Source organism: Acinetobacter proteolyticus (genome assembly GCF_000367945.1).
Classification (GTDB): Bacteria; Pseudomonadota; Gammaproteobacteria; order Pseudomonadales; family Moraxellaceae; genus Acinetobacter; species Acinetobacter proteolyticus.
The window spans coordinates 710,590-724,128 of record NZ_KB849179.1; the positions used below are offsets into that span (position 1 = coordinate 710,590).

Consider the following 13,539-nt stretch of genomic DNA (forward strand, 5'->3'; position numbering starts at 1 on the left):
GAAAACGTCCTTTTGGGGTTATTGCCGATTCAAAATTATTTCAGCTCACTTGATGATTTACCCAATTCACGGCGGGCAATGATCAATTGCTGAATTTGTTGCGTACCTTCAAAAATATCCAGAATTTTTGAATCACGCGCCCATTTTTCCAATAATTCATCTTCTCCATAGCCGACACTTGCTGCTAGCTCGACACATTTGAGTGTGATCTCATTACCCACACGACCCGCTTTAGCTTTGGCAATCGATGCTTCTTTTGAGTTCGGCTTTTTATTGTCTGCCATCCAGGTTGCCTTAATCATCAATAATCGTGCAGCTTCCCACTCAGCTTCCATACGATAGATTTGTGCAGCTAGGTTTGAGGTCTGTAAGTAGGGTGTTGCGTAGTCAGGATCAAGCTGATCTTTAAAAATTTCTTTGATACGTTCTAGCGATGCTTTGGCACAACCAATTGCCATTGCTGCGACCAGTGGACGGGTGTTGTCAAAGGTTTCCATTACACCAGCGAAGCCTTTAGCCACATCAATTTCAGGGTTACCCAATAAATTGGCAGCAGGTACACGACAGTCGATAAAGCTGATTACGGCAGTATCTGAGGCTTTAATACCCAGTTTGTGCTCAAGACGTTCAACTTTCATGCCTGCTGTACCTTTGGGCACCACAAAAGACTTGATCGCAGCACGACCTAATTTTTTATCCAAAGTTGCCCAGACCACAACCGAATCAGCACGTTCACCTGAAGTGACGAAGATCTTTTCGCCATTCAGAATATAATCATCACCATCTTTGGTCGCCGTGGTGCGAATCGCAGCCGAATCCGAACCACAACCTGGCTCGGTAATCGCCATCGCAGCCCAAGTCCCTTTGAAACGTTCTAGCTGTTCGTCATTGGCAACCGCTGCAATTGCAGAGTTGCCCAATCCTTGACGTGGCATACTGAGTAACAAGCCTGTATCGCCATAACACATTTCAATGATACCGAGTGCTGCTGACATATTACCACCATTTACAATGGCATCAAGATTGGCAGTGCCACGTTTACTGGCATTGGCTGCACCAACACCTTCACCACTTTCATTCATACCATCCAGTAATGCCGCCAGCATATCCAGTTCTTTCGGGTAGGCATGTTCAGCTTTATCGTATTTACGTGAAATTGGACGTAGCACATTGAGCGCCGTTTCGTGTGCTTGATCAACCAGCATTTTGAATTTTTTCGGATTTTGTAAATTCATTATTGTTCTCCAAAATTAAGCATGTAAGCCAGAATGCAAGATTGCAGTCGCACGAAGATCACGATACCAACGCTCAACAGGATGCTCTTTGGTAAAGCCATGACCACCGAGAATCTGAACGCCATCGGTCCCCATTTTCATTGATTTTTCAGCACAGAGCAGGCGAGCAAGATAGGCTTCACGATGGAATGGTTTACCAGCTTCTGCCAAACTCGCAGCATTCAAAACCAGCATACGCATGGCATCAATTTCGATGGCCATATCTGCAATCATAAAAGCGACGCTTTGACGATGCGAGATTGGCTCACCAAAAGCAGTACGTTCATTGGCATATTTGATACAGTAGGCTTTGATCGCTTCACAAGTCCCAATTGCCATAGCACACCACATCAAATTGCCAAGATCGACAAAAGCAGTGTAATCAAAATCAGCATCCCCTAAGCGTAAGGCTGGCGTTTGATTAAATTGAAGGGTCGCCGTTTCAGCAGCTTTTAGGCCCATTGCAGGGTTGGCTTTGATGGCAATTGTTTCATTGGATTGCACCACGAAAATATCAGGTTGACCGTTGAACTCTGCACTGACTAAAAACACATCGGCAATATCACCTAAAAGCACTAAGCTTTTTTCACCCGTGATATAGAACTGCCCATTGGCCTCAGTTGCGGTAGTTTTTAACTGGTATGGGTTAAAAGCAGCTGTTGCTTCCTGAAATGCGAAAGTCGCCGTAACATCCGTATCTTCTGCAAATACAGGTAAATACATCGATTGGACTTGGGTTGAGCCCCAACGGGTTATTGCATTGATAACACTGAAGGTGCTGAGTAAACCTGCGGTCAGACTGAAATCACCCTTAGCCAAGCTTTCTGCAATCAGAATATTACTCACAATATTTTGTTCTGCTGCCACACCACCCAATGCCTCTGGCAAAGCATAATAGTTGAGCCCCAAATCAACCAAATGTTGCCACAGTTCTTCCGGGAATTGTGCATGATGGTCTGCATCATGTGCCAATGTGTAGAGGACTTCTTCAGCAAATTGTGACATGGCATCAACGGTCATTTGCTGTTCTTCAGTCAGACTGAGATCAAACAGATTTTTATTGGTTTGATTTGGGAGGCGTTGTTTATCGAGCGGTTGTGGCTTAAATGCTTTTTGTGTTTTATTGAGTACTTTAAAGCCTGTTTTTGAACCTTGATATAATGATTTCTCTACAAATTTTCTTAATTTGAGTTGATCAAGCATTTCGCTTCCTGCGAGTTTAGTGATCAAAGATAGCCCAAGACCTTGAGCCTTATTCATCATATTCGACATGATTTTATCCTGGAGGATGGTTGTAAATTTATGCTGACATGCTCCTGATCAAAAGACTATGTCTTGTTTGACATGCCGACTAGAGAAAGATAAAGGGTAAATAAGCAGGTTTTTATTTTGTATTGTATTGTTTTTTATGATTTTAAAAAAATATCAAAACAATAATTTTAAAAAAAATTGACCAAAATGACAGAGAATTAGTTTCGTTAGAATCGCTTTGTCATTTAGTCTGCTGAATCTGTGATTTATTTACCAACAGGATTAGTCTAACCCCTCTGTCAGAATGACCATATATTCACCTGCCAAATCACGATGCTTTTTGGCTTGTTGATAGGCATCGCTGTGATACCAATTCTGTGCTTCCTGCATATTGCTGAATTTAATGATGGCAACGCCGTCGCTTTCGATATTTTCTAATGCAATCGACTGACCATAAAACACAATCGGTTCAGCGGCAAAAACTTGACTCGCTTGGCGTGCTAAAGTGGTGTAGGTTTTCATTTCATCTTGGTTTTTCAATTGCGTACGAATCAGAATGATATAGGCACTCATGGCTTTTCCTGAATTGAATTTATTTTTAACTGACCAAATTTTCAAGGCATTGATGGGTACCCATCAATGCACTTACTTTAAGCTGCGCGGGCAACCAAAGTTAAAATATCATAGGTTGCGACCAGTTCATCACGCTGATTTTTGACTTTGATATCCCAAACTACGACACCATGTTCAGGTTGAGATGGATCTTTTTGCGGTTTAGGCGTTTTCTGCTTGCAAGTGAGTTCAACACGAATCGAATCACCAATTTTTACAGGCTCAACAAAACGCAAATTATCCATGCCATAGTTGGCAATCACAGGGCCTTGAGCAGCATCGACAAATAAACCTGCTGCGGCAGAAACAATGAAATAACCATGCGCAACCCGTTCACCGAAGAAAGAGTCTGCTGCCGCGATTTTATCGGTATGCGCATAGAAATAGTCGCCACTTAAGCAGGCAAAATTGACAATATCGGCTTCGGTCACGGTACGACGTGCAGTCAATAAACGCTCACCAATTACCAGTTCATCAAAATCCTTTTTAAAAGGATGGACGCGGTCTTGCTTGATGTTGGCACCCGCGGTCCATGAATGCGTCACTTGAGTGAGGCTGTTCGGCGAACCTTGAATAGCAGTACGTTGCATATAGTGTTTGACTGCGCGAATGCCCCCCAGTTCTTCACCGCCACCAGCACGGCCTGGGCCGCCGTGAACGAGATGCGGCAGTGGTGAACCATGACCTGTACTTTCTTTGGCTGATTCTTCATCCAGAATATGAACACGACCATGCCATGGCGCAATTTTTTGAATAATCAGTTCGATATTCTCATCCCTGTTCTTTACCACAGAGGCAACCAGACTACCTTCACCACGAGCCACAAGATCGGCAAGTTCGTCGATTGATTGATACGGCATCAAAGTACACACAGGGCCAAAAGCTTCAGTGGTATGTACCAAGCTTGCCTGTAGTGGTTGCTCACAGAGTAACAAGGTCGGTGGGAAGAATGCACCTTTATCAGGATGCCCAGCATTGATTTTGAAAGTTGTCTCATCACCAAATACAATTTTGGCTTCTTTCGCCAGTTCAGCAACTTTAGCCGCTACATCCAGTTTTTGTTTTGGACTGGCGAGTGCACCCATGGTGGTGTCTTGTTTTTGTGGATCACCAACCACGACTTTTGCCAGCTTAGCACTTAGTTTTTGCTGAACTTGTTCAAGAAGTGCTTGTGGTACAAAGGCTCGACGAATCGCAGTACATTTTTGTCCTGCTTTTGTGGTCATTTCACGAAACACTTCGCGTACTAATAGATCAACCGTGGCTTCATCTGCTTCAGGGCTGAGGATCGCACTATTCACTGAATCAGCTTCCATACTAAATGGAATGGAATATTTGTTCAGATGGGGATGATTGCGAAGCTTTTGTCCAGTATAGGCTGAGCCAGTAAAGGTCACGCAGTCTTGAGGGCCCAAGTAATCAAACAAATCGTCAATTTGTCCGCAAATCAGTTGTAGAGAACCTTTGGGTAGGATTCCAGTCGAAATAATGGCTTCAACCACGGCTTGAGTCAGTTGAGCACCATCAGTGGCTGGCTTGACGATACAAGGTACACCCGCCAATAACGTCGGTGCAATTTTTTCCAGCATGCCCCAAATCGGGAAGTTAAAGGCATTGATGTGTACAGCCACACCTGCTTTCGGACTGAGAATATGCTTTGCTCCAAATGTGCCATGTTTAGAGAGTTGAATCCAGCTATCCTCAGTGATGATTTTTTCATCATTGAGTTCACGACGTACCAGACTTGAGTAGGCAAATAAGGTTTGAATACCACCTTCAATATCAATCCAGGCATCTTTTCGTGTTGCACCTGTTGCATAGGCAAGCTGATAAAAATCTTCTTTATGCTCAAGTAGGTGTTGTGCAATTTGTTTTAAAGCATTGGCTCGTTGATGAAAAGTCCAGTTTGCCAGCTCGGTACCATTCTGCTTGGCATATTTGACCACTTGCTGCATGTCGATGCCGTGACTGCTGACACTATAGATTGGCTCGCCAGTAATGGCATGTACAACCGTACGTCGATCGTGATGGCTTGAGTGCCACGTTGCATAGACATAGGACGCTAGCTGTAGCAGTTGCTGACCCGAACCTTGGTCTTCATTGTCCTTGGCGATTTCTTCTGGCTGTGCTTGTTCAAGCATGATCAAACTCCATTTTTATGTGATACATCAATTATAAAAATATTTAAAATATGATTCATAATTTCATCCTGATTAAGCGCAAAGTCAATCTAAATTTGTTTAAAATATTCAAATTAATTTCTATTAATTTTATTAAATGTAATTAAAACAATTGCTTGAGTTGAGTTTACTGGTTTATTTTAATTTGATACAAAAATATTTATTGACTTTATTTTTTGTGTATCGAAAAATAGATTCATGGATGGAATTCTCAAGGGAATCTACAAATGGAAAATAAGTATCAGAAATTTGAGCACAATATCGCCAATGACATCACCATTGAAGCCAAAGATGAAATGCCAGAAGCATATCGCAAAACCTTGATTCGTCAGATTGGGCAACATGGTCATTCAGAAATTGTCGGTATGCTGCCAGAAGGTAACTGGATTACCCGTGCACCGACCTTGAAACGTAAAGCCGTGCTATTGGCAAAAGTTCAGGATGAGGCAGGGCATGGACTTTACCTCTACAGTGCCGCAGAAACCTTGGGTGCGGACCGTGATGAGATGATGGAAAAATTGATTGATGGAAAAATGAAATATTCATCCATCTTCAATTATCCAACCATGAGTTGGGCTGATGTCGCGGCGATTGGCTGGCTGGTTGATGGTGCTGCGATTGTGAATCAAGTGGCTTTATGCCGTACCTCTTATGGTCCTTATGCACGTGCCATGGTACGGATTTGCAAAGAAGAAAGTTTCCATCAACGTCAAGGTTTTGAAGCCATGATGGCATTGGCGGCTGGTTCACCCGAACAAAAACAAATGGCGCAAGATGCGGTGAATCGTTTCTGGTGGCCTGCATTGATGATGTTTGGCCCAAGTGATGATCATTCTCCTAATAGTGCGCAAAGCATGGCATGGGGAATCAAACGCTTTAGTAATGATGAATTGCGTCAAAAGTTCATCGATAACACTGTGCCACAGGTGTTGCAGCTTGGTTTAACTGTGCCAGATGCTGATTTGCAGTGGAATGAGGCAACAGGTCATTACAGCTATGGCGAAATTGACTGGCAAGAATTTAATGAGGTGATTGCGGGTCGCGGGCCTTGTAATCATGAACGGATCGAAGCACGTCGTAAGGCTTGGGAAAATGGCAAGTGGGTACGTGATGCCGCTGTGGTGTATGCCAAAAAGCAGCAAGCCCAAGTCGGTAAAGTTGCTTAAGCAAAATTTAGGGAAAAATTTGAGGATAACGTAATGAAAAATAATAACAACTGGTCGCTTTATGAAGTGTTTGTGCGCAGTAAACAAGGTTTAAGTCACCGCCATGTTGGCAGTTTAAGAGCACCAGATGACGAAATTGCACTGCAACATGCACGTGATGTCTATACCCGTCGCAATGAAGGCATCAGCATTTGGGTGGTGCGTTCAGAACTAATCAAATCATCACAGCCAGACGAAAAAGCAGAGTTTTTTGAACCTGCATTGGACAAAGTCTATCGTCATCCGACCTTCTATCATATTCCTGATGGCATTGAGCACATGTAAGGGAGTATGCAAATGAAGAATATCGCTTTGTCTAAATTCTTATTACATATCGGTGATAGCCAACTGGTATTGGCGCAACGTTTGGCTGAATGGTGTGGTCATGCGCCAGAGCTGGAAATTGATATTGCTTTGGCCAATATTGGTCTGGATTTACTGGGGCAATCCCGAAATTTCCTGACTTTAGCGGGACAATATGAAGCTGAAAAACGTGATGAAGATCAACTGGCTTATTTCCGTAATGAACGTGAGTTTTTCAATTTATTGCTATGTGAACAACCGAATGGTGATTTTGCACAGACCATCGTGCGTCAGTGGTTGATGGATCATTACCATGTGTTGTTATTAACCGCTTTAACTCAATCCTCAATGCCAGAAGTCGCTGCATTGGCGGTGAAATCTTTAAAAGAAGCCAAGTACCATATTCGTTTCTCCACCAGCTGGATGGAGCGTTTAAGCCTCAGTACAACCGAAGCACATCAACGTGTGCAGCACGCATTAGATAGTTTATGGCGTTTTAGTGCTGAACTGTTCGAATTGACTGCGGAAGAACAGACACTGGTTGAGCTAGGCATCATTGCTGATTTTTCCACTGAAAAAGCGCAATGGGAGCAAATCGTTGTAGCGGAATTGAAGCGTTTTGAATTAACGATTCCTGTGAATGGTGCTTACCGCCGTGGGGCAAAACAAGGCTTGCATACCGAACATTTAGGATATCTGTTGGCTGAAATGCAATCCATTCAGCGTAGTTATCCTGAGATGACTTGGTAACACAAGGAGTGTAGCCATGCAAATGATTCGCCATTGTATTGACCAATGCTGGGATGTTCTACAGAAAGTCAGTGATCCAGAAATTCCTGTATTGTCCGTTGTTGATCTGGGCATGATTCGCGGTGTTGAGTTGAATGAACAACAAGAAATTATTGTTCGATTGACCCCGACCTATAGCGGTTGTCCAGCGACTGACTTATTAAAAACACAGATTGTCGAAGCATTGGCAGCGGAAGATCTAATTCCGGCAAAAGTCATGATTGATTTATCTGAAGCATGGACCACGGACTGGATGTCGGATGCAGGTAAGCAGAAATTGCAAGCCTATGGGATTGCGCCACCAGAAGGGACTGCACAGCTATGCGGAACGCATGTGCATCTGAGTGATGGTGTGGTCTGTCCGCACTGTAAAAGCCGTGACACTCGATTGCTGACCGAGTTTAGTTCGACTGCCTGCAAAGCGCTGTACAAATGTCGGGACTGCCTTGAACCCTTTGATTATTTTAAATGTATTTAAAGCCTTGGATAAGGAAATCAGCCATGAGCCAATTTATTCCATTAAAAGTAAAAACAATTACACCTCAGACCGATCAGGCAATTTGTATTGCTTTTGATCTGGTCCCTGAACAACAGCAACAGTTCCAATTTCAGCCGGGCCAACATCTGACGATTCGCCATTTAACCGAAGCGGGTGAAATTCGCCGTTGCTATTCGATCTGTAGCTATGCGCCAAAAGAAGATATCAGTATTGCGGTGAAAAAGATTGATCAGGGCCAATTTTCCCATTGGGCCAATGAACATTTAAAAGTCGGTGATGTACTGGACGTGATGCCACCACAGGGCGTGTTTTTTCAGAAAGCAGCTAGAACAGGTGGGCAAGCTTATTTAGGTATTGCTGCTGGAAGTGGCATTACCCCGATTCTTTCCATCATCAAACAGGTGTTGTTTGAGCAAGCATCGGCAAATTTTACTTTGTTGTATGGCAATCGTTCGTGGAAACAGACCATGTTTTCCGAGCAGATTATGGACCTGAAAGACCAGTTTAAAGAACGTTTTCAGCTCATCAATATTTTCTCACGCGAGTTCAATGACAGTGAGTTACTGAATGGCCGTATCGATGAAAACAAGCTGAAGCAATTATTTGAACATGAGGTATTAGAACCCAACTTTGACCATGTATTTGCCTGTGGTCCAGATGAAATGATGGACACGGTCGAACGCCTTTTTCCTGTGTATGGTGTGACTAAAGATAAGATTCACACGGAACGCTTTAACACGGGGCATGTGCGCAAACGTTCTGCGGAAAGCGATGTCAACCGTAAAGAAGAAAAAGTCAATATTGTGTTGGATGGACGAGAGTTGATCGTTGCTGTGGGGCAAGAGGACGAAAGTATTCTGGATGCTGCTTTACGTGCAGGCGCAGATTTGCCTTATGCCTGTAAAGGTGGCGTCTGTGCCACTTGTCGCTGCAAGGTGCTTTCAGGTGAGGTGGATATGTTCCTGAACTATAGCCTTGAAGATGATGAGGTGGAAAAAGGTTATGTGCTGAGCTGCCAGACTTTACCGAAAGGCGCGAATGTGCGTTTGAGTTTTGATGAGTAGAGGTGAGATAGCCATGCAAACCTTGATTCAGGTTGAAACGCCAATAGATGGGGTCATGCTACTCAGCTTAAACCGTCTAGAGAAACGTAATGCTTTAAATAATGCCACTTTACAGTGTCTATCTGATCTGCTGGAACAAGCAGAACAGAATCCTGCCGTGAAAGCGGTTGTGCTGACAGGCAATCGCAATTGCTTTGCTGCGGGTGCAGACCTGAGCGAATTGGCAGAAATGGATGCCGTAGCTTTACAGCTCGATATCCGTCCAAAGCTATGGCAGCAGATCGACAGTTTTACTAAACCCATCATCGCTGCTGTGAATGGTTATGCCTTGGGCGCGGGCTTTGAGCTGGTGTTGCATTCAGACATGGTGATTTGTGGTGACAATGCCAAATTTGCTTTGCCTGAGATTGGTCTAGGTATGTTACCTGGTGCGGGTGGTACCCAACGTCTGGCACGTCTGGTGGGCCAGCAACTGACCATGCGCTGGGCAATGACAGGGGAAATGATTTCAGCCAAGCAAGCGCAGCAATATGGGATTTGTAGTGAAGTGGTGCCAACAGCACTGACAGTGGAATATGCAGTCCAGTTGGCAAGCAAAATTGCCAAACAAGCGCCTTTGGCAATTCGAGTGATCAAACAATCAATCAAAAGTATTCATGAAACCACATTGAGTCAGGGACTGAAATTAGAACGACAAAATTTTGTCTGGTTGGCAGCAACCAAAGATCGAAACGAAGGCATTCATGCATTCTTTGAAAAAAGAAAACCAATCTTTAGAGGTGAGTGATGGACTATAAAAATATTATCGTGGAAGAAAAAAATGCAGTGGGCTATTTAACCTTTAACCGCCCTCAAGCATTGAATAGCTTTAATGTGGAGATGCACCGTGAGGTCGCCGAGATTCTGAATCTTTGGAGCAAGAAACAAGAGGTTCGCTGCATCGTGATCAGTGGCGAAGGTCGTGGTTTCTGTGCAGGACAGGATTTGGGGGATCGTGTGGTTGATCCAAACGCTGCGGCGCCTGATTTAGGTTACTCGATTGAAACCTACTATAACCCATTGATTAGAACCCTTGTGAATATGCCGAAGCCCGTGATTTGTGCGGTGAACGGAGTAGCTGCAGGGGCAGGTGCCAATATTGCCTTGGCCTGTGATCTGGTGATTGCAGCCAAATCTGCCAACTTTGTACAGGCTTTCTGTCGTTTAGGTTTAGTACCTGACTCAGGTGGAACTTGGTTCTTGCCACGTGCTGTAGGCCATGCGCGTGCTATGGGGCTGGTGTTGCTGGGTGATAAATTGCCTGCTGAAACTGCCAAAGAATGGGGCATGATTTGGGATGTGGCTGAAGATAGCGAATTGAAATCCAAGGTTACAGAACTGGCTGAACGTTTAGCCAAGCAACCGACTTTTGGTCTGTCACTGATTAAAAAAGCCCTTCATCAATCCAGTAATCATAGTTTTGATGAACAGATGCATTTAGAACGAGATTTTCAACGTATTGCTGGGCGTTCGGAAGATTATCGTGAAGGGGTTCAAGCCTTTATGAATAAACGCGAGCCAAATTTTCAGGGGCGTTAAGCATGATCAGTTTCGATTTATCCCATGCCAAAATCGCCGTGATTGGCTCAGGCACCATGGGAATTGGGATTGCCCAATTGGCGATTATGAATGGTCATTCGACTGTTCTCTACGATCTCGATCGTGAAAAGACCAAGCAGGCAGTTGATGGATTACATCAGACCTTCGCGAAGTTAACAGAAAAAGGCAAGCTGACCTCTGAGCAGGCACAGCAAGCACTTTCACGTTTGACCATTGCTGATCAAATCGAGGCATTGGCAAATGTTGATTTAGTCATAGAAGCTGTAGTTGAAAAGTTGGAAGTGAAGCAGGCTTTGTTTAAGCAGCTAGCGGCGATTTGTAATGACCAAACTATTTTTGCCAGCAATACCTCATCTATTTCAGTGACAGCAATTGCGTCTGCTGTTCCATATCCTGAACGTGTGGTTGGACTGCATTTCTTTAATCCTGCACCAGTGATGAAACTGGTCGAGATTGTGCAAGGCCTAAAAACACCAGCAGGATTATGTCGGGCTTTAAAAGCCTTGATGCTGGCTTGGAAAAAAATCCCAGTTCTGACCAAATCAACACCAGGCTTTATCGTGAATCGAATTGCCCGTCCATTTTATGCAGAAGCGTTTCGGGCGTTGCAAGAACAGGTCACAACCTATGAGCAACTGGACTATGCCTTAAAGCAGTGTGGTGGTTTTGCGATGGGACCGTGTGAACTGACCGATTTAATTGGACAGGATGTGAATTTTTCAGTCACTCAAAGTGTTTATGAGGCTTTCTTTTATGAGCCGCGCTATCGCCCGAGTCTGATACAAAAGGAACTGGTGGATGCGGGTGCTTGGGGGCGCAAGTCTAGACAAGGTTTTTATCGCTATGATGAAAAAAATCAGTATGCGACTTTTCAGCCTCAGCTCATTACTAAGCCGTCTTTTTATGCTGATGTTCAAGTCAAAGGTACATGGGCTCAATGTCCGAATTTATTAGAACGTCTAGGCTTAAGTCGTGCTTTAACAAGCAATGAAAATATCATTCAAATTGATGATATTGATCTACGTTTAAGTCAGGGTGAATCTGCCAATTTACAGTATTTAAGTCGAAAAACCATCTTGATGGATTGGCACCATGATTTCGCGCAAGCGCAAGCCGTAGTACTGAGCCATAATCATCTTTGCCAAGCTGAAGATCTAGCAAAAATCGAAGCGTTTTTTGCTCAACAACAGATCAAGGTTGTTTGGATCAGCGATCATCCCGCACTGTTAACTTTACGTACCATTGTCTTGTTGGTCAATGAAGCCTGTGAGGCCAGTCTGCATGGGATTGCCACTATGGAAGATATTGATAATGCCATGAGATATGGTGTCAATTATCCTAAAGGACCGTATCAATGGATGATGCAATTGGGCGCTGAATACGTCTTGGCAACGCTTAACAATTTATATGCCATCTATGGCGAAGAAAAATATCGTGCAAGTCTTTATCTCAAGCAATACGTGGCAAAGCAGCAAAGTGTAACTACCGACCATTCAAAAACTTTAACAGAATGTGCATAAGCAGGAGCGATCATGGAAGACGTTTTAATTTGTGATTTTATTCGTACCCCAATTGGACGTTATGCAGGGTCATTGAGTTCGGTGCGTACTGATGATCTTGCGGCATTGCCAATCAAACATTTAAAAGAAAAACATGCGCATCTACCTTGGCAAGATTTAGATGAAGTCTATTTGGGCTGTGCCAATCAAGCGGGCGAAGATAACCGTAATGTGGCACGTATGGCAACCTTATTGGCGGGTTTACCTGAGGCAGTTCCTGCAATGACGGTGAACCGTTTATGTGCATCTGGTTTAGATGCTGTCGGATTGGCGGCACGTTCGATTAAATCGGGTGAATCACAATTTGTATTGGCAGGAGGGGTCGAGTCGATGAGTCGGGCACCTTTTGTTCAAGCCAAGCCAACCGAGGCTTTTGGTCGTAGCCCTGAAATTTTTGATACCACCATTGGCTGGCGTTTCATCAATAAAAAAATGAAAGCCGACTATGGGACGGACAGCATGCCTGAAACCGCTGAAAATGTGGCTGAGAAATACCAGATTAGCCGACAGGATCAGGATGAGTTTGCGATTCGTAGTCAACAAAAAGTGGCAGTGGCGCAACGAAATGGTTTTTTTACAGATGAAATCTTGCCCGTTGAGCTGGTCGATCGTAAAAAGAATGTTACTGTCTTTTTAACAGGATGAGCATCCACGTGCGGATACTAGTTTAGATAGCCTTGCAAAATTGAAAGCACCGTTCCGTAAAGAAGGTGGCTCGGTGACGGCAGGTAATGCTTCGGGAGTGAATGATGGTTCGGCTTGTGTGTTGCTGACCAATCGTCAGTTTGCCGATACCCACGGTTTAACCCCATTGGCCCGTGTGGTCGCGATTGCCAGTGCTGGGGTTGAACCGAAATATATGGGCATTGGCCCAGTGCCTGCGGTACAAAAACTATTAAAACAAACGGGTCTTAGTTTAGATCAAATGGATGTGATTGAGCTGAATGAAGCTTTTGCAGCACAGTCATTGGCCTGTATGCGTGAGTTAGGTCTCAAGGATGATGATGCTCGTGTCAACCCGAATGGTGGTGCAATTGCATTGGGCCATCCATTGGGGATGAGTGGGACGCGTTTGGTGATGACTGCGACCCGAGAATTGAAAAGACGCCAAGGAAAATATGCACTGTGTACCATGTGTGTCGGTGTCGGGCAAGGTGTTGCCCTGATCTTAGAAAATTTAGCTTAAAGCAATTGAAACGGTTCG

12 protein-coding genes and 1 pseudogene are annotated in these 13,539 nt (G+C 44.1%); 9 read left to right on the forward strand and 4 right to left on the reverse strand.

Going from position 1 to position 13,539, the window contains the following annotated elements:
• Positions 1-35: 35 nt before the first annotated feature.
• The 4 genes from F993_RS13525 to paaZ form a co-directional block, all read right to left on the reverse strand.
• Positions 36-1,235: an acyl-CoA dehydrogenase family protein gene (locus tag F993_RS13525; protein WP_004653327.1), complete on the reverse strand. Its 1,200-nt coding sequence runs from the start codon at positions 1,233-1,235 to the stop codon at positions 36-38.
• Between the two features lie 15 nt (positions 1,236-1,250).
• Positions 1,251-2,537: an acyl-CoA dehydrogenase family protein gene (locus tag F993_RS13520; RefSeq protein ID WP_171066033.1), complete on the reverse strand. Its 1,287-nt coding sequence runs from the start codon at positions 2,535-2,537 to the stop codon at positions 1,251-1,253.
• A 270-nt stretch (positions 2,538-2,807) separates the two neighbouring features.
• Positions 2,808-3,098: a DUF1330 domain-containing protein gene (locus F993_RS13515; protein ID WP_004653329.1), complete on the reverse strand. Its 291-nt coding sequence runs from the start codon at positions 3,096-3,098 to the stop codon at positions 2,808-2,810.
• Positions 3,099-3,175: 77 nt separating this feature from the next.
• Positions 3,176-5,278, reverse strand: a complete 2,103-nt coding sequence (gene paaZ / locus F993_RS13510; protein ID WP_004653331.1) for a phenylacetic acid degradation bifunctional protein PaaZ — start codon at positions 5,276-5,278, stop codon at positions 3,176-3,178.
• A gap of 266 nt (positions 5,279-5,544) precedes the next feature.
• On the opposite strand from paaZ, the gene paaA reads away from it, so the two are divergent.
• The 9 genes and pseudogenes from paaA (at position 5,545) to pcaF (ending at position 13,521) form a co-directional block, all read left to right on the forward strand.
• Positions 5,545-6,483 (forward strand): 1,2-phenylacetyl-CoA epoxidase subunit PaaA, encoded by a 939-nt coding sequence (gene paaA / locus F993_RS13505; RefSeq protein WP_004653332.1) that lies wholly within the window; start codon positions 5,545-5,547, stop codon positions 6,481-6,483.
• Between the two features lie 33 nt (positions 6,484-6,516).
• Positions 6,517-6,807, forward strand: a complete 291-nt coding sequence (paaB, locus tag F993_RS13500; protein ID WP_004653333.1) for a 1,2-phenylacetyl-CoA epoxidase subunit PaaB — start codon at positions 6,517-6,519, stop codon at positions 6,805-6,807.
• Positions 6,808-6,819: 12 nt separating this feature from the next.
• Positions 6,820-7,575, forward strand: a complete 756-nt coding sequence (gene paaC, locus F993_RS13495; RefSeq protein WP_004653334.1) for a 1,2-phenylacetyl-CoA epoxidase subunit PaaC — start codon at positions 6,820-6,822, stop codon at positions 7,573-7,575.
• Positions 7,576-7,591: 16 nt separating this feature from the next.
• A complete protein-coding gene (gene paaD / locus F993_RS13490) occupies positions 7,592-8,092 on the forward strand; it encodes a 1,2-phenylacetyl-CoA epoxidase subunit PaaD (protein WP_004653335.1) in 501 nt (166 codons plus the stop codon).
• Between the two features lie 23 nt (positions 8,093-8,115).
• Positions 8,116-9,177 (forward strand): 2Fe-2S iron-sulfur cluster-binding protein, encoded by a 1,062-nt coding sequence (locus F993_RS13485; protein WP_004653336.1) that lies wholly within the window; start codon positions 8,116-8,118, stop codon positions 9,175-9,177.
• Positions 9,178-9,190: 13 nt separating this feature from the next.
• Positions 9,191-9,964 (forward strand): enoyl-CoA hydratase-related protein, encoded by a 774-nt coding sequence (locus tag F993_RS13480; protein WP_004653337.1) that lies wholly within the window; start codon positions 9,191-9,193, stop codon positions 9,962-9,964.
• Positions 9,964-10,755, forward strand: coding sequence for a 2-(1,2-epoxy-1,2-dihydrophenyl)acetyl-CoA isomerase PaaG (gene paaG / locus F993_RS13475; RefSeq protein ID WP_004653338.1), 792 nt, complete (start codon positions 9,964-9,966; stop codon positions 10,753-10,755). The genes F993_RS13480 and paaG overlap by 1 nt, the downstream gene beginning before the upstream one ends.
• 2 nt (positions 10,756-10,757) lie before the next feature.
• Complete coding sequence (locus tag F993_RS13470; RefSeq protein ID WP_004653339.1) at positions 10,758-12,296, forward strand: 3-hydroxyacyl-CoA dehydrogenase; 1,539 nt, start codon at positions 10,758-10,760, stop codon at positions 12,294-12,296.
• A gap of 12 nt (positions 12,297-12,308) precedes the next feature.
• Positions 12,309-13,521: pseudogene (gene pcaF, locus F993_RS0119610) on the forward strand (3-oxoadipyl-CoA thiolase).
• Positions 13,522-13,539: the final 18 nt, after the last annotated feature.